At 70.7% G+C, this 20925-nt stretch carries 19 protein-coding genes; 10 read left to right on the forward strand and 9 right to left on the reverse strand.

Features of this window, described 5'->3' with window-relative positions; all coding sequences use genetic code 11:
• Positions 1 to 25 precede the first annotated feature (25 nt).
• The 4 genes from ACIRF8_RS10995 to ACIRF8_RS11010 form a co-directional block, all read right to left on the reverse strand.
• Positions 26 to 394, reverse strand: a complete 369-nt coding sequence (locus ACIRF8_RS10995; RefSeq protein ID WP_404213245.1) for a peptidase inhibitor family I36 protein — start codon at positions 392 to 394, stop codon at positions 26 to 28.
• On the reverse strand, positions 391 to 942 hold the full coding sequence (locus ACIRF8_RS11000) for a hypothetical protein (RefSeq protein ID WP_404213247.1): 552 nt from the start codon (positions 940 to 942) through the stop codon (positions 391 to 393). The genes ACIRF8_RS10995 and ACIRF8_RS11000 overlap by 4 nt, the downstream gene beginning before the upstream one ends.
• 10 nt (positions 943 to 952) lie before the next feature.
• Positions 953 to 1312, reverse strand: a complete 360-nt coding sequence (locus ACIRF8_RS11005) for a hypothetical protein (protein ID WP_404213249.1) — start codon at positions 1310 to 1312, stop codon at positions 953 to 955.
• 104 nt (positions 1313 to 1416) lie between these two features.
• Complete coding sequence (locus ACIRF8_RS11010) at positions 1417 to 1830, reverse strand: hypothetical protein (RefSeq protein ID WP_404213250.1); 414 nt, start codon at positions 1828 to 1830, stop codon at positions 1417 to 1419.
• 245 nt (positions 1831 to 2075) lie between these two features.
• Here ACIRF8_RS11010 and ACIRF8_RS11015 point away from each other — a divergent pair, with 245 nt between their 5' ends.
• Positions 2076 to 2576, forward strand: coding sequence for a DinB family protein (locus ACIRF8_RS11015; protein WP_404213252.1), 501 nt, complete (start codon positions 2076 to 2078; stop codon positions 2574 to 2576).
• A 209-nt stretch (positions 2577 to 2785) separates the two neighbouring features.
• Positions 2786 to 4498 (forward strand): chitinase, encoded by a 1713-nt coding sequence (locus ACIRF8_RS11020; RefSeq protein ID WP_404213254.1) that lies wholly within the window; start codon positions 2786 to 2788, stop codon positions 4496 to 4498.
• A 1-nt stretch (position 4499) separates the two neighbouring features.
• On the opposite strand, the gene ACIRF8_RS11025 is transcribed toward ACIRF8_RS11020, so the two are convergent.
• The 4 genes from ACIRF8_RS11025 to ACIRF8_RS11040 all read right to left on the reverse strand — a co-directional run bounded on the left by ACIRF8_RS11025 (position 4500) and on the right by ACIRF8_RS11040 (position 7313).
• Positions 4500 to 4748 carry a hypothetical protein gene (locus tag ACIRF8_RS11025; RefSeq protein WP_404213256.1) on the reverse strand — a complete coding sequence of 83 codons (249 nt, stop codon included), beginning with the start codon at positions 4746 to 4748 and terminating at the stop codon, positions 4500 to 4502.
• A gap of 12 nt (positions 4749 to 4760) precedes the next feature.
• Positions 4761 to 5411: a TNT domain-containing protein gene (locus ACIRF8_RS11030; RefSeq protein WP_404213258.1), complete on the reverse strand. Its 651-nt coding sequence runs from the start codon at positions 5409 to 5411 to the stop codon at positions 4761 to 4763.
• Positions 5412 to 5582: 171 nt separating this feature from the next.
• A complete protein-coding gene (locus ACIRF8_RS11035; RefSeq protein ID WP_404213260.1) occupies positions 5583 to 6023 on the reverse strand; it encodes an OsmC family protein in 441 nt (146 codons plus the stop codon).
• Between the two features lie 429 nt (positions 6024 to 6452).
• Complete coding sequence (locus ACIRF8_RS11040) at positions 6453 to 7313, reverse strand: GntR family transcriptional regulator (protein WP_404213262.1); 861 nt, start codon at positions 7311 to 7313, stop codon at positions 6453 to 6455.
• 184 nt (positions 7314 to 7497) lie between these two features.
• Between ACIRF8_RS11040 and ACIRF8_RS11045 the strand changes: the two genes are divergently transcribed.
• From ACIRF8_RS11045 to ACIRF8_RS11065, 5 genes are read left to right on the forward strand one after another with little or no spacing between them, the layout of a single operon-like run.
• Complete coding sequence (locus tag ACIRF8_RS11045; RefSeq protein ID WP_404213264.1) at positions 7498 to 8769, forward strand: extracellular solute-binding protein; 1272 nt, start codon at positions 7498 to 7500, stop codon at positions 8767 to 8769.
• A 46-nt stretch (positions 8770 to 8815) separates the two neighbouring features.
• On the forward strand, positions 8816 to 9784 hold the full coding sequence (locus ACIRF8_RS11050; protein ID WP_404213266.1) for a carbohydrate ABC transporter permease: 969 nt from the start codon (positions 8816 to 8818) through the stop codon (positions 9782 to 9784).
• Positions 9781 to 10617, forward strand: a complete 837-nt coding sequence (locus ACIRF8_RS11055; RefSeq protein WP_404213268.1) for a carbohydrate ABC transporter permease — start codon at positions 9781 to 9783, stop codon at positions 10615 to 10617. Before ACIRF8_RS11050 ends, ACIRF8_RS11055 begins: the two co-directional genes overlap by 4 nt.
• Before the next feature lie 43 nt (positions 10618 to 10660).
• Entirely contained in the window at positions 10661 to 12226 is a 1566-nt protein-coding gene (locus ACIRF8_RS11060; protein ID WP_404213270.1) for a beta-N-acetylhexosaminidase, read from the forward strand.
• Positions 12223 to 13665 (forward strand): cellulose binding domain-containing protein, encoded by a 1443-nt coding sequence (locus ACIRF8_RS11065; RefSeq protein WP_404213272.1) that lies wholly within the window; start codon positions 12223 to 12225, stop codon positions 13663 to 13665. The genes ACIRF8_RS11060 and ACIRF8_RS11065 overlap by 4 nt, the downstream gene beginning before the upstream one ends.
• 261 nt (positions 13666 to 13926) lie before the next feature.
• Here the strand turns inward: ACIRF8_RS11065 and ACIRF8_RS11070 are convergent, their stop codons facing one another.
• The gene (locus ACIRF8_RS11070) at positions 13927 to 14424 is read right to left on the reverse strand and encodes a hypothetical protein (protein WP_404213273.1); all 498 of its coding nucleotides are present in this window, start codon (positions 14422 to 14424) and stop codon (positions 13927 to 13929) included.
• Positions 14425 to 14617: 193 nt separating this feature from the next.
• On the opposite strand from ACIRF8_RS11070, the gene ACIRF8_RS11075 reads away from it, so the two are divergent.
• From ACIRF8_RS11075 to ACIRF8_RS11085, 3 genes are all read left to right on the forward strand, one after another.
• Positions 14618 to 18931: a discoidin domain-containing protein gene (locus tag ACIRF8_RS11075; protein ID WP_404213275.1), complete on the forward strand. Its 4314-nt coding sequence runs from the start codon at positions 14618 to 14620 to the stop codon at positions 18929 to 18931.
• Between the two features lie 147 nt (positions 18932 to 19078).
• Positions 19079 to 20113 carry an aldo/keto reductase gene (locus tag ACIRF8_RS11080; RefSeq protein WP_404213277.1) on the forward strand — a complete coding sequence of 345 codons (1035 nt, stop codon included), beginning with the start codon at positions 19079 to 19081 and terminating at the stop codon, positions 20111 to 20113.
• A gap of 66 nt (positions 20114 to 20179) precedes the next feature.
• Positions 20180 to 20920: a Clp protease N-terminal domain-containing protein gene (locus ACIRF8_RS11085; protein WP_404213279.1), complete on the forward strand. Its 741-nt coding sequence runs from the start codon at positions 20180 to 20182 to the stop codon at positions 20918 to 20920.
• Positions 20921 to 20925 lie beyond the last annotated feature (5 nt).

A 20925-nucleotide genomic window follows, 5' to 3' on the forward strand; every position in this document is an offset into this window, starting at 1 on the left:
GGACCCCTGCCGTGCGGCGGGGCGTTCAGCAGTCCATCTTCCAGGTGTGGGAGTCGCCGCTGTCGTTGCCCCACGAGTTGGACGGGATCTCCTGGCCGGGGGCGAGGCAGACGGTGCCGAACCCGATCCAGCCCTTGTTCTCGTAGACCTGGACGTGGTCCTTCACGCCGGGTCCCGAGATGCCGTGGTTGGCCCAGGAGGAGTCCTCGTCCTGGATGCCGGGCTCCCAGTCGCCGTCGTCGCCCGACCAGTTGAAGCGCTGGCCCGAGTAGTTGGCGTCGGTCCAGGCGCAGAAGCTGCCGCTGGGGCACTGGGCGGCGTACGCGGTGGTGGTGGCCGCGGCCCCGCCGAGGGCGAGGGCGACGGCGGTCAGCAGGGCGAGAGAATGCTTCACGGTGCGGTGTCTCCTTGGTGGTGGGCGGTGCGCAGCACGCGCGTCGAGGTGTCGAGCGCGTGGGCCCGCAGGCGGCGCCATTCGGCGACTTCGGTGCGGTGTCTCTCGCGTACGGAGGCGAGGCTGCGGTGTTCGTGGGCGGCTTCGGGCCGCAGGTTGTTGACGACGGTCGACACGGTGAACCAGCGCTTCTCGTCGCCGTAGAGGCGGCGCTGCGCCGCGGCGAGACAGCCGTCGGTGTGGGCGCGGACGGGCACACCGTTCGCGAGGGTCAGGGACAGTTCGGCGGGTGGTCTGCCGAACAGGGCGGCGGCCACGCGTTGTTGTTCGGCTGCGCTCACGCCGCGCTGCCCGGGCCGCGGAGGGGTGAGGCCCTGGCGGGTGAGGCAGCGGTCGGTGAGCAGTTGCTGGGCGGCTTTGACGGTGTCGTCGGGTGAGAGGGCGGGGCGGGCGGGGCGTGGGGCGCAGCCGCTGAGGAGGAGCAGGCCCGTGAGGAGGGCGAGCAGCGTCAGCGGGGCGGGGCCCCGGGGTCGGGGTCGTGAACGCACGGTCGTCGGATCAGCCCGGCTCGCAGCCCATCTTGTTGTCGCTGACCCCGTCGATCTTCTGGGCCCATTCCCAGTTCTCGGAGTAGTCGTCGCGCCGGATCTCGCGGTACAGGCAGTTGGAGGGGGTGTAGCTGATGGCGTAGACGCTGTCGCTCACGCGGGACTCGAAGGAGTAGGCGTGCCGCTGCGTGCCGTTCTCCGCCTCGGCGTAGCCGGGAGGGCCGTAGCACCAGGCGTGGCCGTGCTGTCCGGTCTCGGTCCAGAAGCAGACCTGGCCGGGTCCCGCGGCTGCTTGGGCGCCGCTCGCGCTCGGTACGAGAGCGGCCGCGGCGGCGGCGAGGGCCAGGGCGAGTGCGGACGTGCGTTTCATCGTGGGGTCCCCCGATATGGTCGTCATCACTGTGCGTGACGACACTCCCCATGCGCCCGTCGGATCAAGCGCGGGTTCACCCGTGTCGGTTACTAGTCGGACTGTCAGACCGAGGCGTGGGCCCGTAGGCGTACGGCGGTGCGGGCCATGCGCAGGGCGTCCACCGACTCGGCGAGGAGTTCGTACTCGGTGGTCTCGTCCCGGGTGGCGACGCGGACGAGCCGGCCGCCCGCCAGTTCCTCGGCGACGCGCTCCTGCTGGGCGGTGTCCGCGCACCAGGCGCGGAGCAGGGCGGGCACGTCCGGGGCGTCGTCGCCCAGCGGCATCAGAGCGCCCTCGGGCACGTGCGGCAGGCCGGGGCGCGGATCGAGCCGGTCGGCGATCCAGGTGGCGCGGTCGCGCAGCCACCACAGGGCGAGCGGCAGGGTGGGGGCGCGATAGGTACCGAGCGGAACTCCGACGCGCCGTCCGCCGCAGATTCCGTACGCGGTGACGTGGCACAGGAATTCGTCGTGCACGATCTCCCCCATTGCCCGGCGCCATTGATCATCAACTGTTCGGTGATTGATCAGCGTTCGACCCGGCGGCGGAGGCGATCACGATCGTCGATCCGCCGCACGCCGCCCAGGAACGGAATTCAACCGTCCCACCTGTCGAGTATCGGCACTTCGCACGCACTGTCACCACGTTTTTCTGGCCAGTCTCCTGGCATATTCCGGCGCCGCGTTGGCCGAAATCAGCGCGGTCGGCGAAACTGCACTCCATGCACTCCCATGACGTATTCATCGAGGCCTACGGCCGCATCAAGGAAGAAGTACATGCAGCCGTCGACGGTCTTTCCGTCGACGATCTCCACGCGCGCCCCGGTGACGGCGCGAATTCCATCGCCTGGCTGATCTGGCATCTCACGCGCGTGCAGGACGACCATGTCGCCGACGCGTCGGGCGGCGAGCAGATCTGGCTCACGCAGGGCTGGGCGGACCGTTTCGCCCTGCCACTGCCCGCGTCCGACACCGGCTACGGCCACACGCCCGAACAGGTCGGCCGGGTACGGGTCGCATCCGGCGAGCTGCTGCTCGGCTACTACGACGCGGTGCACGAACGGACGCTGGACTTCCTCGGCGGCCTGGAGGACGCCGCGCTCGACCGCATCGTGGACGAGAACTGGGACCCACCCGTGACGCTGGGGGCGCGGCTCGTCAGCGTCCTGTCGGACGATCTCCAGCACGTGGGCCAGGCCGCCTACGTCCGCGGGCTGCTCTGACCCCCATCCACGGTTCCATCCCTGCCGAACGGCGCTGAACTTCCTGTTCAGCGCCGTTCCGCTGTGTGGGCACCCTTCCCCGGCGGCCTTCTCCGCGGCTTCGCGCGCCGTAGGTCTTGACAACTCGATTGGTCTGGACCAGCTTTGGCGCACAGCGGTGGCCACCGTTCACCACCGCTTCTCCCCCTCTCCCCCCCGGAGGCACCCCCGTGGACCGTGTACGTCATGGCAGACCCGGATCCCGTCGACGGCTCGGCGGCGCTCTCGCCGTCGTCTCGGCCGCGGCGATCGGCGTCACCGCGCTCGCCGCTCCCGCGCAGGCCGCGGACGTCAACGTGGCCAAGAACGCCGGCTTCGAGTCGGACCTGTCCAACTGGACCTGTTCGGCGGGCAGTGGCGCCGTCGTCTCCTCGCCCGTGCACGGCGGCGCCAAGGCGCTGAAGGGCACCCCGGCGGGGCAGGACAACGCCAAGTGCACCCAGACCGTCGCGGTCAAGCCCAACTCGACGTACACGCTGAGCAGTTGGGCGCAGGGCGGTTACGCCTACCTCGGCGCGAGCGGAACCGGCACCACCGACGTCTCCACCTGGACGCCGGGCAGCTCCTCCTGGCAGCAGCTCAGCACCAGTTTCAAGACCGGCGCGAACACGACCTCGGTCACGGTCTACACGCACGGCTGGTACGGGCAGAGCGCCTACTACGTCGACGACGTCAGCGTCTTCGGCCCCGACGGGGGCGGCGGCAGCGACCCGGTCGTGATACCCGCCGTGCCCGCGGGCCTCACCGCGGGCACGGCCACCTCGTCCTCCGTCGCCCTGTCCTGGACCCCGGTCTCCACGGCGACCGGCTACAACGTCTACCGGGACGGCACGAAGGTCGCCTCGGTCACCGGCGCCTCGACGACCGTCACCGGCCTCGCCGCCGACACCTCGTACAGCTTCCAGGTCAGTGCGACGAACGCGGCCGGCGAGTCGGCGAAGTCGGCGGCGGTCAGCGCGAGAACCGCCACCTCGGGCGGTGGCGGTGGAGGCGGCGGCACCGTGCCCAAGCACGCGCTGACCGGCTACTGGCAGAACTTCGACAACGGCGCCACCGTGCAGAAGCTGCGGGACGTCTCCTCCCAGTACGACATCATCGCGGTCTCGTTCGCGGACGCCACGACGACGCCGGGGCAGATCGCCTTCCACCTCGACCCGGCCGTCGGCTACGCCTCCGCCGCCGACTTCAAGGCCGACATCGCCGCCAAGCACGCGGCGGGCAAGTCCGTGATCCTCTCGGTCGGCGGCGAGAAGGGCAGCGTCGCGGTCAACAGCGACGCCTCGGCGACGGCCTTCGCCGACAGCGCGTACGCGCTCATGCAGGAGTACGGCTTCGACGGGATCGACATCGACCTGGAGAACGGCCTCAACTCGACCTACATGACGAAGGCGCTGCGCCAACTGTCCACCAAGGCGGGGTCGAAGCTGGTGCTCACCATGGCGCCGCAGACCATCGACATGCAGTCCACGTCGGGCGAGTACTTCAAGACCGCGCTGAACGTGAAGGACATCCTCACCGTCGTCAACATGCAGTACTACAACAGCGGTTCGATGCTGGGCTGTGACGGCAAGGTGTACAGCCAGGGCTCGGTGGACTTCCTCACCGCGCTCGCCTGCATCCAGTTGGAGGGCGGTCTCGACGCCTCGCAGGTCGGGCTCGGCGTCCCGGCGTCGACGCGCGGGGCGGGCAGCGGCTACGTGGCCCCCTCGGTCGTGAACAACGCGCTCGACTGCCTGGCGCGGGGCACGAACTGCGGTTCCTTCAAGCCCGCGAAGACCTATCCGGGGCTGCGCGGCGCGATGACCTGGTCGACGAACTGGGACGCGACGGCCGGCGGTGCCTGGTCGAGCGCGGTCGGCCCGAAGGTGCACAGCCTGCCGTAGCTCAGCGGGCCGGGTCTGTGACGAGCAGGCTCAGCAGATGGGCGCAGGCCTCCTGTTCCGAGGGGTGTGCGGAGATCGGACGGTGCGCGCCGCGCTCGTACGCACCGGTCTCCCACGCCCCGTCGGACGTCCTGCGCAGATACAGGAAGTCCGGGGGCGTGGGGGCGGGTTCGTGGACGCCCTCGACCCAGTAGTAGGCGGCGGGGACGCCCGCCCGGCGCAGCGCTTCGCCCAGTGTGTGCACGTCCACGGTGCCGGCTCCTTACGCGGCGGGTTCGAGGTAGTCGTGCTCGGTCAGCCACTTGACGTTGAGGCGCCGGCCCGCGCCGGGGTCGAGGAAGACGGCGTCCAGTTTGATCTGCTGTCCACCGCCCGGCTGCGCGAACCAGGGGGCGATGGGGCCCTGCCACACGGAGAACGGCTTCTCCACCACGTACACGTGGTAGTCGCAGGCGAAGGCCGCGTCGCGGGTGTTGAGGTTCTGCGGGGGCAGCGCCCGCTTGCCGTACGGGTCGCCGGCGGGGGCGAGATAGCCGCCGTACTCGGAGCCGAACCGGTCCAGTCGCTCGCCGGGTGCCAGCTCGGTGGCCGTGCGGTCGACGTGGCCGTTGGTCTCGGTGAACCCGTCGTTGGGCGGGTACTTCCAGGAGCCGGTGTCCGCGGGGCCCTCCCAGTACTTCTTCAGGAAGGCCGCCGGGCTCAGGGTGCCGGTCCGGTGGTAGCCCTTGAGCAGCGGGCCCACCGGCGTCTGCTTCTTGCCGGGCAGGTACTTCGGGCCGAGGCGGGCGTCGCCGTGGTACTCGCCGGTGCACGGTGCGTGCGCGGCGGCCGGGGCGGACGCGTCGGCGGTGGCCACGGACGGCGCGGCGGCGACCGCGAGGGCGGCGACCGCGGCGGCCAGGATCGTGCGCATGGGCTTCACTCGGAAGTCTCCCGGATCTGCAGGGGCCGATGACTCGGCGGATGACTCGGTGTCAGAAGGTGCGCACGCACGGTGATCGCGCGGCGCGGTGCGAGAGTACCGGCGACCGCGCGGGACCCTGACGACATCCGGCCATCGCGTCCGCCCCGTGCCGCACGGCGGTCAGCCGCCCAGGAAGAGCATGGTGCCGTCGGGGCCGTGTGCCTCGACGCGGGCGCCGTGCTCGACGGTGCGGCTGACCGTGCAGTACTTCTCGTGGGTGAGGCGGATGCCGTTCTCCAGGATCTCGGCGGTGCGGGTGTCGCCCTCGGGCAGCGCGATCTCGTAGGAGACGCGGACGGTGCCGACGCGGCCGTCGTCCTCGGGCCCGGAGACCGACGCGACGACGATGCGCAGGTCGTCGTGGTCGGCGGTGCGGGCCGTGCGGTCCACGACGAGGCCGCCGCAGCCGCCGAGCGCGGCGAGGAGGAGTTCGACGGGGGTGAACGACGGGGTGTCGGTCCTGGCGTCGGCGGGGGCGATGCGGACCTCGGCGCCCCGGTCGTTGCGAGCGGTCCAGTCGCGCTCGCCGTTGCGGACGGTCTCGATGCGGTAGTCGGCCATGGCCGAACCGTAACGAGGTCCCGCGTCCGTGCCCCGCAGGCACGGCACCCGGCGTGTGTCAGAGCCTGTCTTTACGCACCCACCCTTTCGGCGGTCCGGAGACTGGTCCGAGCTCAGAGTCCCAGTGGCCCGAAGGCGCCGTGCCGCCCCTCATGTCGTCGAGCCACAGGTTGCGGCTGGACGGTCCCCAGGTGTGGAGTCCACCACCGGGTGTGACCCCTCGGGACTGGCGTCGCGGGGGCACGACATCGCCTCCTGGCAGGCGACTGTCCGGATCAGGGGCGAGCAGTGGATACGCGGGTTCCTCCGCGTCGAGCTCAGGGGCGGTTTCCAGCGCCGCCACGACCGTGCTTCGTGGCCTCGCTCGCGCCTCCGACACCGGTGCATGGCCTTCAGGCCGGAGGCGCTACTGCCCGCGTCGAGGCGGGCTCAGGGCGCCTGCTGGACGTCGCCGCGGGTGGAGGAGGCGACCGTGTCGCGATGGGCGAAGTCGCCGGGCGGGATCCCCGGGTGGTGCCCGGCCGACGGCGCGGCGGGGGTCGCGGCGGGGCCCAGCGTGAGGCGGGAGACGATCCGGTAGCGGTCCCCGCGGTACAGCGAGTGGACGTACTCGACGGGCCGCCCGGAGGCGTCCGAGGTGAGCCGCTCGAAGAGCAGCGCCGGGGACAGCTCGGGAACGTCCAGGAGGTCGGCCTCCGCGCGGGTGACGACGGTCGGCTCGATGGCCTGGACGGCTTCGCGGACGTGTACGTCGTGGTGTTCGCGCAGATGGGCGTAGAGGTCGCCGCTCTCCAGTTCCTGGGCGCTCAGTCCTGGGACCAGATCGGCGCGGATGTGCAGGTGCTCGATGGCCATCGGGGCCCCGTCGACCAGGCGCAGCCGGGCCACGTAGACGATCCTCGCGGCGGGCGAGAGGCGCAGCTTGCGGCCGACGCGGGCGCCCGCCTGGATGGTGGTGAACTCCAGGAGGCGGCTCGACCAGGCGCCCGCGGCCTGCGGCACCGCGAGCGTCTGTTCCCCGGCGACGAGCTCCTGGGTGATCTTCGCGGGGGCGACGAACATGCCGCGGCCGTGTTCGCGGACGAGAAGACCGGCGGCCACGAGTTCGTCGACCGCCGCGCGCAGTGTGGGCCGGGAGACGCCGAGGCGGGCGCAGAGGGTGCGCTCGGAGGGGATGGCGTCACCGGGGCGCTGGGATTCGATGAGTTCCAGGATGTGGTCGCGCACCCGCTCGCGCTTGAGCACCGCCCCCGGCGCGGCCGGGTTCTCGGTGGTCCCGTCGGCGTTCACGTCCGCCCCCTCGTGCCGTACGACCAGTTGCCTGACCAGTTGACCACGACGCCACCTTGATCGACAACTCCCCTTTATTCACTAGGGGGTTGACGGGCTCAATGGTCTATGCCAGCTTTCTCCACCACCAGAGGTCACCTGACCAGTTGGAGAACTGGTCAGGTCCGGCGCCCAGAGGTGAACCGTGAAGCTCCGTATGCTCGCCGGTCTGTCCGCGCTCGTCGCGGTCGCCGGGCTCAGTGCCTGCAGTTCGTCCGGCTCCGGTGACGGGGAGGCCGGGGACGGCGGGCGGACCGGGATCGACGTGTGGCTGATGCGCGACAGCGTCTCGGCCGCCTTCCAGCAGCAGTTCGAGAAGGGGTTCGAGGCCGCGCATCCGGACATCGACGTGCGGGTGCAGATCCAGGAATGGGACGGCATCGGCGAGAAGGTCACCGCCGCGCTCGCCAGCAACGACGCGCCCGACGTCATCGAGACCGGCAACACCCAGGTCGCCCAGTTCGCGCGGAGCGGCGGCCTGCTGGACCTGAGCGACAAGGTCGACGCGCTCGGCGGCAAGGACTGGCTCAAGGGCCTGGCCGAACCGGGCGCGTACGAGGGCAAGCAGTACGGCATCCCGTACTACGCGGCCAACCGGGTCGTCATCTACCGCAAGGACCTGTTCGCGAAGGCGGGTGTCGACGCGGCGTCGATCAGGACACGTGAGCAGTGGATCGCCGCGACGAAGAAGCTGGACAAGGGCGCGCGGCAGGGCATCTACCTGCCCGGCCAGAACTGGTACACCCTCTCCGGCTTCGTCTGGGACGAGGGCGGGGACCTGGCCACCGAGTCCGGCGAGAAGTGGAAGGGCGCACTGGACACGCCGGAGGCGCTGCGCGCGATGGCGTTCTACAAGAAGCTCCAGGCCCTCGGCAAAGGCCCCGCGGACTCCGACGAGGCGCAGCCGCCGCAGGCCGAGGTCATGGCCGAGGGGCAGGTCGCCCAGATCATCAACACGCCCGGCGGCGCCGACGTCGTCGTGCAGAACAACCCGGCGCTGAAGGGCAGGTTGGGGTTCTTCCCCATCCCGGGCAAGACAGCCGGCACCCCCGGCGCGGTGTTCACCGGCGGCTCCGACCTGGTGATCCCGACCGTGTCCCGGCACCACGACGCCGCGTACACCTTCGTCGAGGAGCTGACCGGCGACGCGTGGCAGAAGAAGCTCGCCGTCGCGATGAGCTACGTACCGAACAAGACGACGCTCGCCGACGCGGTCGCCAAGGACCCGGGGGCCTCCGCGATGGCGGCCGGCGCGGCGGTGGGGCACGCGACGCCGAACACACCGGGCTGGGCCGCCGTCGAGGCGAAGAATCCGATCAAGGACTACATGACGGCGGTCCTCACGGGCGGTGATCCGGCGCGGGAGGCGAGGAAGGCGTCCGAGGCGATCACCTCGGCCATGAACTCCGGCTCCTGACCGGCCTCCCTCCCACCACGAGAACCGACGACAAGGAGTGTGCGCCGTGTCGATCGTCCGCGAGCGGACCGCGCCCCGCCCCCTCACCCCGCCGCCCCGGCGCCCCCGCGGCCCGGCCCGCCGCGCCACGACGTCCGGCGCGTGGCCCTACCTGCTGGTGGCGCCCGCCGTCCTCGGCATGCTGTACCTGCTCGTCTATCCACTGGGCCGGGCGGTCCTGATCTCCTTCCAGGACTTCGGCCTGCGCCAGCTCATCCTGGGCGACGCGCACTTCACCGGGTTCGACAACTACACGACGCTGCTCTTCGATCCCCGGTTCTGGACCGTCGTGCGCCGCACGTTCCTGTTCATGGCGGTCAGCGTCGCCCTGATCATGGTGCTGTCGACGCTCGTGGCGCTCATGGTGGAGCGGCTCGGCCGGACCTGGCGTACGGCGGTGCTCTGCGCGCTCGTGCTCACATGGGCGATGCCGGTGGTCGCGGCGACGACCGTGTTCCAGTGGCTGTTCCACTCGGAGTTCGGGATCGTCAACCACACGCTGACCGGCCTCGGGTTCTCCTCGTTCGACGGATACCCGTGGCTGGCGCACGGCCCGGCGGCCTTCACCATCCTGGTCACGCTCGTCGTGTGGCAGTCGGTGCCGTTCGCGGCGATCACCCTGTACTCGGCGCTGACCACCGTGCCGTCCGACCTGTACGAGGCCGCGCGCATCGACGGCGCGTCCGGCGCGCGCGTCTTCCGGTCGATCACGCTGCCCATCGTCCGGCCGATCTTCATGCTGGTGCTGTCCCTCGAGGTGATCTGGACGTTCAAGGCGTTCGTGCAGATCTGGGTGATGACGCGCGGCGGGCCGGGTGACGCGACCACCATCCTGCCCGTCTACGCGGTGCAGACCGCCCTGTCCGGGCAGCGCTACGACCTGGGGTCGGCGGCGTCGATGGTGACGGTGCTGCTCATGTCCGGGGTGCTCGTCGCCTACTTCCGGCAGATGTTCCGGCAGGAGGGCGAGCTGTGACGTCCTCGCGCGCGCTGCGCCGCCTCCCGCTCCATGTCGCCGCGACCGTCACGGTGGTGGTCTGCCTCTTCCCCGTGTACTGGATGGTCACGACGGCCTTCAAACCGAACCGCGACATCCAGTCCGACCGCCCCGCTCCGCTCCCGCGGACGTGGACGCTCGACCACTTCCGGCGGGCGGTCGACGCCGACGGGTTCGGCCTGTTCTGGCGCAACAGTGTGCTCGTGACGCTGGGCGCGGTACTGCTGGCGCTGGTGGTGGCGCTCGCGGCGTCGTTCGCGGTGGCGCGGATGCGGTGGCGGGGGCGGCGGCAGTTCATGCTGATGGTGTTCGTCGCGCAGATGGCACCGTGGGAGTCGCTGATCATCCCCGTCTACATCATCTCCCGCGACACCGGGATGCTGGACCGGCTGCCGACCCTGACGCTCGTCTACTTCATGATGACGCTGCCGTTCACGATCGTCGTGCTGCGCGGTTTCCTCGCCACGATCCCGGCCGAGCTGGAGGAGTCGGCGCAGGTCGACGGCTGTACCCGGGCCGGAGCCTTCCGGCACATCGCGTTCCCGCTGCTGGCGCCGGGCCTGATGGCGACCTCGCTGTTCGGCTACATCACGGCGTGGAACGAGTTCGCGTACGCCAACTTCCTCATCATCAAGCAGCAGGACCACCGGACGCTGCCGGTGTGGCTGTCCTCGTTCCACAACACGTTCGGCACCGACTGGGGCGCCACCATGGCGGCCTCCACCCTGTTCGCGCTGCCCGCCCTGGTGATCTTCCTGGTGTTGCAGCGGCATGTCACGTCCGGTTTCGCGGCCGGCGCCGTCAAGGGCTGACCCGCCCGGACGATCCGGTCCGCCCCCCGTTCGGAGGTCCGCAGTGCCCGCACACCGCCCCTCTCTGCTCCCTCTGCCCACCCAACTCACCTTCCGCCCGGGGCACTTCACGCTCCGGGCCGGGACGACGGTCCGGATCTCCCCCGGCGCGGGCCCCGCCGCCGTGCTGCTCCGCACGCTCCTCGCGCCGGCCACCGGGCTGCCCCTGCGCGCCGCGTCCGACGGGCCGTTCGTGCTCGCGCTCGACCCGCGGCTGGGCGGGCTCGGGGAGGAGGGCTACGGCCTGACGGTCGCGCCGGACGCGGTCCTGCTGCGGGCCGCGCGCCTGCCCGGCCTGCTGCGCGGCGTGCAGACCGTGCGCCAACTCCTGCCGCCCGAGGCCCTGGCGGGCACCGCCCGGGGCGACGTCGACTGGCGCCTGCCGTGCGCGGAGATCACCGACGTGCCCCGGCACCCCTGGCGCGGCTTCATGCTCGATGTGGCCCGGCACTTCCAGCCGGTGTCACTGCTGCGCCGCTACGTCGATCTGCTCGCCCTGCACAAGCTGAACGTGCTGCATCTGCATCTGACCGACGACCAGGGATGGCGGATGCCGGTCGCCGCGTACCCGCGCCTCACGGAGGTCGGCGGGCGGCGCGCCGAGTCGATGGTCGGGCCCGCGGGCAGCCACCTCTTCGATGGCGTCCCGCACGAAGGGGCTTACAGTCGGCGGGAGTTGACGGGCCTTGTCACGTACGCCGCCGCGCGTGGGGTCACCGTCGTGCCGGAGATAGAGATGCCCGGGCACACCCGGGCCGCCCTCGCCGCCCATCCTGAGCTGGGCACCGTGCCGGGGCGGCGCCTCGACGTGTGGACCCGGTGGGGCGTGTGCGAGAACGTCCTCGGCGTGCACGAACCGGTGCTCGACTTCTGCCGCACCGTCCTCGACGAGGTCCTCTCCGTGTTCCCGTCGCCGCATGTGCACATCGGCGGCGACGAGTGCCCCGGCACGGAGTGGGCGGCGAGTCCGGCGGCCCGCGCGCGGGCCGCCGCCGAGGGCCTGGCGGACCCGGCCGCGCTGCACGGCTGGTTCCTGGGCCGCATCGGGGAGTTCCTCCTGGAACGCGGGCGCACTCCGACGGCGTGGGTGGAGACCGGTGCGGGGCTGCCGCCGCAGTTCACCGTCATGACCTGGCGCGACCCCGAGCACACCCGCATCGCGCTCAAGCGCGGCCACGCGGTGATCAGCGCCCAGCACCGGGCGAGCTACCTGGACTACGCGCAGTCCTGCGCCCCGGACGAACCGCGGGGGCAGCCGGGCCCCGTGGTCGGTCTGCGGGCGGTCCACGACCACGAGCCACCGGACGACACCGACACGGCCGGCCGCGTCCTCGGCATGCAGGCGCAGTTGTGGACGGAGTTCGCCCCGACCGCCGCACACGTCGACCGTCTGTCCTTCCCCCGGCTGTGCGCCCTCGCCGACCGCGCCTGGCACGGCTCCCCGTCCTGGGCCGGTTTCCGTGAGCGGCTGGCCGCGCACACGGTGCGGCTCGCCGCGCTCGGAGTGCGGCACGGGCCGCTCGACCCGCACCTCCCCGTCCCCCACCGTTCCGGAAAGGAACCGTCATGAGGAAGAGCGTCGCGAGAAGAACGACCGTCACCAGGGCCGCGGGCTGCGCCGTGGCCGCCGCCCTCGGCTGCGCGGGCCTGTTCGCCCCGCCGTCGAGCGCCGCCGCGACCGCGGGCGAGCTGACCGTGCAGTACCACACGGGCAGCACCGGCAGCGATCAGGCCGAGCCGTGGCTGAAGGTCCGCAACTCCGGCGGCGCGAGCGTGCCGCTCGGCGGGGTGAAGGTCCGCTATTACTTCAAGGCCGATACGGCGGGCGCGAGTTACCGCTTCGCCTGCTCCTGGGCCGTCAAGGGCTGCGCCAACGTCACGGGCACCTTCGGCACGCTCGCCCACCCCACGGCGACCGCCGACCGGTATCTGGAGATCGGCTTCACGTCCGGCGCCGGATCCCTCGCCGTCGGCGCCGACACGGGCGATCTGCAACTGCGCTTCCACCGCTCCGACTGGCAGCCCCTGAACCAGGCCGACGACTACTCGTTCGGCGCGGCGCAGTCGGCGTACGGGAACTGGTCGAAGGTCACCGCCCAGCTCGGCGGGGCCCTCGTGTGGGGCTCGGCGCCCGCGGGCAACGATCCGACCGATCCCACGGACCCGACCGACCCGACGGACCCCACCGACCCGCCCGGTGCCGGGGCCACCCTCTTCGACGACTTCGACTACAGCGGTCACAACGATCCGAGGATCGCGGCGAACGGCTGGAGCGTGCGCGCCAACTCCGGTGGTCCCGGCGTGCCCGGCGCGACGTGGGCGCCCGAGAACGTGACGTTCCCGACCTCGGGCGGGAACGCGGTGATGAATTTGGAGACGTCGACCACGGGGACCGGCGCGGGCACGAAGCAGACCGAAGTCCTCACCAAGGCGCTGAAGTTCAGGAACGGGACGTACGCGGCGCGGGTCAGGTTCAGTGACGCGCCCAGGAGCGGGCCGGACGGGGACCACCTGGTGCAGACGTTCTTCACCATCAACGACCTCAAGGCGCCGATGGCGGACGACTACGCCGAGTACGACTTCGAGTACCTGCCGAACGGAGGCTGGGGCGAACCGTCGAACATCCTGTACACGACGTCCTGGGAGACGTACAACCCGGATCCGTGGCAGGCGGTGAACCAGCACACGGAGAGCCGGCAGAGCTACGCCGGGTGGCACGACCTGGTGGTCACCATCGACAACAGCGCCATCACGTACTACATCGACGGTCGGTCGTTCGGCACGCACGACGCCGCGTACCTGCCGGAGCGGCCGATGTCGATCAACTTCAACCAGTGGCTGATCGACCTGGCGGGCCAGACGAGCACCAGCCCGCGCGCCTACGACCAGCAGGTCGACTACGTGCTGCACGTCAAGGACCAGGTGCTCACCCCGGCCCAGGTGGCGGCGAAGGTGGCGGCGTACCGCGCGGCGGGCACGACGTTCGAGGACACGGTCCCGGCGTCCTGACGGGGCGGGGAGTCCGCGCGCCCCACACGCCCGGACTCCCCCAGTGGTGCTTCCCCTCCCCAGGTCGGCCGCCTCGTGAGCCGGCGACCGCCTGGGGCAGAGTCTGCCGTGGGGAGACCGGGAACTCACCCCGGACCCCCACCTTTCAGTAACATTGTGTGTTGAATCAGTGGCGAGAAGTGACGGAAGCGACGCGCCGGATCCCTTGCACCAGGCCGGGACCGGGAGCGCGGACCGGCCGCGTGGCTTGATCTCTCCCGCTCAATGAAGGCCGGAAGTCCCTCCTGGCAAGCGCTTGCCGCAGCGGCCGCAGAAGTTGGCGCCGGCGTCCTCGGCGGCCCGGCCGCACTCGGCGCAGACGCGCGGCAGCAGACAAGGCGCCTCTCCGCCCTCCGCGCGCACCGCGGTGGCGGCCCGGCCGATCGTCATGCCGGGGCGCCTGCGATGGACCGTGAGGTAGACGAGGCCGTCGTCGCCCGCACTGACGCCGCGCCGCTCGCCGCGCGGCACGAACACGACCGTGCCCGGCTTCAGTTCCTCGTCGCGTTCCGCCCGGCGCAGGGTGCCGTGGCCCTCGGCGACGACGAGGAGGACGTCGAGGTCGTTCTCGACGTACGCCTCTCCCCGCGCCCCGGGCCGCACCCGAACGACATTGGCGTCGAGCTGCCGCGCCGCGCCTTCGAGGCGCCACAACGCTCCCGTGGCGGCCGGGTCGGCCCCCTCCAGCAGTTCGGCGAGCAGGACATGGACAGCGGGCATCTCGATCGTTCCTCCGTCGTGGGCCGAGCGGACGGCAGTGGCCTCCCCCGATTCTCTCGCATCGCAACTACCCCTGCGCAAACGGTGGACTCATCAACATCACTCTGCAATTCTCCAACAACTGAACGCAAGAAACAGATCACTCGGTGGGAGTCTTCGCTTCACCGCACCTCGGTGCGGGGACAGGGGCAGCATGATCGGACAGTCATCGCTCAGATCCGGGCGGCGCGGCGGAAGGCGGGGCCTCGCGGTCGCCCTCCTCGCGCTCGCCCTGGCGTTCCTCGGCCTGCCGGTGCTCCCGGCGCAGGCAGGGGGTGGCCCGAACCTCGCGGCGGGCGCCCCGACGAGGGCGAGCAGCGCGAACGGGGAGTACGGCGCGGCGAAGGTCACCGACGGCAACGCCGCCACGTACTGGGAGAGTTCCGGCTCCGACCTGCCCCAGTGGGTGCAGGCCGACCTGGGCGCGGCGGCCCGCGTCGACGAGGTGGTGCTGCGGCTGCCGGGCGCGTGGGAGAGCCGTAGCCAGACGCTGTCGGTGCAGGGCAGTGCGGACGGCACCTCGTTCGACACCTTGAAGGCGTCGGCGTCGTACACCTTCGCGCCGGGCTCGGGGAACACGGTGACGGTGTCGTTCGCCGCGACGCAGACCCGTTACCTGCGCATCGTGGTGAGCGCCAACACGGGTTGGCGGGCCGCCCAGTTGTCGGAGCTGGAGGTGCACGGCGCGGGTGAGTCCTCGGTCAACCTGGCCCGCGGCAAGACCTTCACAGCGAGTTCCACGACGCAGACGTACGCGGCGGCGAACGCCGGGGACGGTGATGTCGCCAGCTACTGGGAGTCCAGGAACGACGCGCTGCCGCAGTGGGTCCAGGTGGACCTGGGCGCTTCGGTGCGCGTGAACCGCGTGGTGCTGCGGCTGCCGTCCGGGTGGGAGACCAGGGCGCAGACGCTGACGCTGCGGGGCAGCACGAACGGCACGGACTTCCAGGATCTGGTCGCGTCCAAGGCGTACGAGTTCACCTCGGCGGGCGGTCAGGCGCAGACCCTGTCCTTCGACACCGTTACGACGCGCTACGTGCGGGTGCTCGTCACCGCCAACTCGCGCCAGCCGGCCGGGCAGTTCTCCGAGGTGGAGGTGTACGGCCCGGCGTCCGGTGACACCGAGGCGCCCGGAGCTCCCGCCGATCTCGCCTACACCGAGCCCGCGACCGGTCAGATCAAGCTGACCTGGAAGGCCGCCACGGACAACGTGAAGGTGACGGGCTACGACATCTATGCCGACGGGACGCTGCGCGCGTCGGTCGACGGTGCCACGCTCACCTACACCGACACCCAGCCGACGTCGGCGACGCTCACCTACTTCGTGCGGGCCAAGGACGCCGCGGGCAACCAGTCGGCCAACTCCAACTCGGTGACGCGCAAGGGCGCTTCGGGCGACACGCAGGCACCGACCGCGCCCGGGAACCTGGCCTTCACCGAGGCGGTCAAGGGCCAGGTCAAGCTCGCCTGGCAGGCGTCGGCCGACAACGTGAAGGTCACCGCGTACGACATCTACGCGAACGGGACGCTCCTCAAGTCCGTCGCCGGGGACGTCACGTCGTACACCGACACGCAGCCCGCGTCGGCGACGGTGACGTACTTCGTGCGGGCCAAGGACGCGGCGGGCAACCAGTCGGCGAACTCCGACTCGGTGACCCGCGACGGCGCCACGACCGTCGGGGCGAATCTGGCCGTCGGCAAGCCGATCACGGCGTCCTCCTCGACGTTCACGTACGTCGCGCAGAACGCGGTCGACGACGACACCGGCACGTACTGGGAGGGCGGCGGGGGCAGCTACCCGAACACCCTGACCGTGAAGCTCGGCGCGAACGCGGACGTGTCCTCCGTCGTCCTGAAGCTGAACCCGGACGCCGCCTGGTCCACCCGCACCCAGAAGATCGAGGTGCTGGGCCGGGAGCAGAAGGCGTCGGACTTCACGACGCTGGCCGCGGCGAAGGAGTACACGTTCAACCCGGCGAGCGGGAACACGGTGACGGTTCCGGTCACCGCGCGCGTGGCGGACGTCCGTCTCACCTTCACCGCCAACTCCGGGGCTCCGGCGGGTCAGTTGGCGGAGTTCCAGGTCATCGGCGAGCCCGCGCCCAACCCCGATCTCCAGGTCACGGGCGTCACGGCGCAGCCCGCCTCTCCGGTGGAGTCCGACAGGATCACCCTGTCGGCGACGGTCCGCAACGCGGGCAGTGAGGCGAGCACCGCGACCGACGTGGACCTGAAGCTCGGCTCCGACAAGGTCGGCTCCGCCTCCGTGGGCGCGCTCGCGGCCGGGGCGACGGCCACCGTCAGCGCGGACATCGGTACCCGCGGCGCGGGAACCTACCAGGTCGGCGCGGTCGTCGACCCGGGCAACAAGGTCGTGGAGCGCGACGAGGGCAACAACGCCTACACGAGCCCGACGAGTCTCGTCGTCAAACCGGTGTCCAGTGTCGACCTGGTGGCCTCGCCCGTGTCCTGGGCGCCGAGCGCGCCGGGCGAGGGCGACACGGTCACCTTCTCGGTCGCCCTCAAGAACCAGGGGAACAGAGCGAGTTCGGCCGGTGGCCACGCCGTCACCCTCACGGTCGCCGACTCCGCCGGCACGGTCGTGAAGACGCTCACCGGATCCTACGACGGGTCGATCGCGGCCGGTGCCACCACCGCGCCGGTCAAGCTCGGCACGTGGACGGCCGGCAAGGGCAGATTCACGGTGAAGACCGTGATCGCCGCCGACGCCGACGAACTGCCGGTCAAGCGGGACAACAACACGTCGTCGCAACCGTTGTTCGTGGGGCGCGGCGCGAGCATGCCGTACGACACCTACGAGGCGGAGGACGGCACGGTCGGCGGCGGCGCGAAGGTCCTCGGCCCCAACCGCACGGTCGGCGACCTGGCGGGCGAGGCCTCGGGGCGCAGGGCGGTGACCCTGGACAGCACCGGCAGCTATGTCGAGTTCACCACCAAGGCGCCGACGAACACCCTCGTCACCCGCTTCTCGATCCCGGACGCGGCGGGCGGCGGCGGGCGCGGCTCGACGCTGAACGTCTATGTCGACGGGCAGTTCCTCAAGGCCATCGACCTGACGTCGAAGTACGCGTGGCTGTACGGCGCGGAGACCGGGCCCGGCAACGCGCCGAGCGCGGGCGCGCCCCGGCACATCTACGACGAGGCGAACCTGCTGCTCGGGCGCACGGTGCCGCAGGGCAGCAAGATACGGCTCCAGAAGGACGCCGCGAACGACACCACGTACGCGGTCGACTTCGTGAGTCTGGAGCAGGCGACGCAACTGCCGAACCCGGACCCCGCGGCGTACGCCGTACCGACCGGGTTCACGCAGCAGGCCGTGCAGGACGCGCTGGACAAGGTGCGGATGGACACGACGGGCAAGCTCGTCGGGGTCTACCTGCCGGCCGGTGACTACGAGACGTCGAACAAGTTCCAGGTGTACGGCAAGGCGGTGAAGGTCGTCGGCGCCGGGCCGTGGTTCACGCGGTTCCGCACGCCGTCGTCGCAGGAGAACACGGACGCCGGGTTCCGCGCGGAGGCAAGTGCGAACGGGTCGACGTTCGCGCACTTCTCGTTCTTCGGCAACTACACGTCGCGCATCGACGGTCCCGGCAAGGTCTTCGACTTCTCGAACGTCGCGGACATCACCATCGACGACGTCTGGAACGAGCACACGGTGTGCCTGTACTGGGGCGCGAACACCGACCGGGTCACCGTCAAGAACTCCCGGATCCGGGACACGTTCGCCGACGGCGTCAACATGACGAACGGCTCCACGGACAACCACGTCGTGAACAACGAGTCCCGGGCGACCGGCGACGACAGTTTCGCCCTGTTCTCGGCGATCGACGCGGGCGGCGCGGACGAGAAGAACAACGTGTTCGAGAACCTGACGTCCCTGCTGACGTGGCGGGCGGCGGGCATCGCCGTGTACGGCGGGTACGACAACACGTTCCGCAACATCCTCGTCGCGGACACGCTCGTCTACTCCGGGGTCACCATCAGCTCACTGGACTTCGGGTATCCGATGAACGGGTTCGGCACCGGCCCGACCACCCTGGAGAACACCTCGGTCGTCCGCTCCGGCGGCCACTTCTGGAACGGGCAGACGTTCCCGGGGATCTGGATGTTCTCCGCGTCGAAGGTGTTCCAGGGCATCCGCGTCACCGACGTCGACATCGTCGATCCGACGTACAGCGGAATCATGTTCCAGACCAACTACGTGGGAGGACAGCCCCAGTTCCCGATCAAGGACACGATCCTGACGGACGTGACCATCTCGGGCGCGCGCAAGAGCGGTGACGCCTACGACGCCAAGTCCGGCTTCGGGGTGTGGGCGAACGAGATGCCGGAGTCGGGCCAGGGCCCGGCGGTCGGTGAAGTCACCTTCCGCAACCTGAAGTTGAGCGACAACGCGGTGGACATCCGCAACACGACGTCCACGTTCAAGATCAACCTCCAGCCGTAGCACGCGGCTGTCCAGGGGTGGCCGGGTCCGTCGCCCGGCCACCCCTGACCTCTTTAAAGGAACCACAGTTCCCTTATGGCGCGATCCCCTGCTACGGTTGCGGCACGCACTAACGAAACCGTAGACCCGTTAACCGAGGGGATCATCATGGAGTACCGGCAGTTGGGGACATCAGGGCTCAAGGTCCCCGCACTGAGCTTCGGGGCAGGGACCTTCGGCGGCCGGGGCCCCCTCTTCTCGGCCTGGGGCACCGCCGGTGTCGACCAGGCCCGGCGCATGGTCGACCTGAGCCTCGACGCGGGCGTCACCCTGTTCGACACGGCCGACGTCTACTCGGACGGCGCCTCCGAGGAAGTACTGGGCGCCGCGCTCAAGGGCCGCCGCGACCGGGCGCTCATCTCCACGAAGGCCGCACTGCCGACGGGCGAGGGACCCTACGACGCCGGAGTCTCCCGCTCGCGGCTGATGGGTGCCGTCGAGGCGGCCCTGCGCCGCCTCGGCACCGACCACATCGACCTGTTCCAGTTGCACGCCTACGACGCGAGCACACCGGTCGAAGAAGTCCTGTCGACGCTCGACGACCTGGTCAGGGCGGGCAAGATCCGCTACACCGGCGTCTCCAACTACGCGGGCTGGCAGCTCATGAAGGGGCTCACGGAGGCGGAGAAGCACGGGCGACCGCGGTTCGCGGCGCACCAGGTGTACTACTCACTGGTCGGCCGCGACTACGAGTGGGAGCTGATGCCGCTCGGCGCGGACCAGGGCGTGGGTGCCGTGGTGTGGAGCCCGCTCGGCTGGGGGCGGCTCACGGGCAGGATCCGGCGCGGGCGGCCCCTGCCGGCCGACAGCCGACTGCACCGGACCGCGCGGTTCGGGCCGCCGATCGAGGACGAGCACCTGTACCGGGTCGTCGACGCGCTCGACGAGATCGCCGGGGAGACCGGCAGGACGATCCCGCAGATCGCCCTCAACTGGCTGCTGCGCAGGCCCACCGTCTCCACGGTCCTCATCGGGGCCCGCGACGAGGAGCAGTTGAGACAGAACCTGGGCGCCGTCGGCTGGGAGCTGACGCCGGATCAGGTCGCCAGGCTCGACGCGGCGAGCGAGGTCAAAGTGCCGTATCCGTACTACCCGTACCGCGACCAGGAAGGCTTCCGGCGGCTGAACCCGCCGACCGTGTGAGCGAGCACCGCAAAGAAGTGTCAACCCGAGGTTGACACCTTCTGACTGTCAACCTAGGGTTGCCTCATGACGAATCCCGTAGGCGCCAACGTCCGCCTCGACGATCTGATCGAGGCCATCAAGAAGGTCCACACCGACGCGCTCGAACAGCTCCAGGACGCCGTGCTCGCGGCGGACCACCTCGGCGATGTCGCCGACCACCTGATCGGCCACTTCGTCGACCAGGCCCGCCGCTCCGGCGCCTCCTGGACGGACATCGGCAAGAGCATGGGGGTCACCCGGCAGGCGGCGCAGAAGCGGTTCGTGCCGAAGGGCTCCGAGAACGACCTCGACCCGAGCCAGGGCTTCAGCCGCTACACCGAACGCGCCAGGAACGTGGTGGTCGCCGCGCAGAACGAGGCGCGGGCCGCGCAGAGTGCCACCATCGGCACCGCGCACCTCGTCCTCGGCCTGCTGCACGAGCCGGACAGCCTCGGCACCAAGGCGATCGTCGCGCAGGACGTGCCGCTCGACAGCGTGCGGCAGGCGGCGACGGCGCGGCTCCCGGCACCGAGCGACGACATGCCGGCCCTGGTGCCGTTCGACCTCGGGGCGAAGAAGGCGCTGGAGCTGACCTTCCGCGAGGCGCTGCGCCTCGGGCACAACTACATCGGCACCGAGCACCTCCTGCTCGCGCTGTTGGAGGAGGAGAACGGTGCGGGCGTCCTCGCCGGTCTCGGCGTCACCAAGGACCAGGCCGAGCGCCGGATCCTCGCCGCTCTCGCCGCGATCGCCGAGGCACGCGAGAGGGGGGCGGGCCAGGGCTGAACCCC

Origin of the sequence: Streptomyces sp. NPDC102406, assembly GCF_044765725.1 — a bacterium.
Classification (GTDB): domain Bacteria; phylum Actinomycetota; class Actinomycetes; order Streptomycetales; family Streptomycetaceae; genus Streptomyces.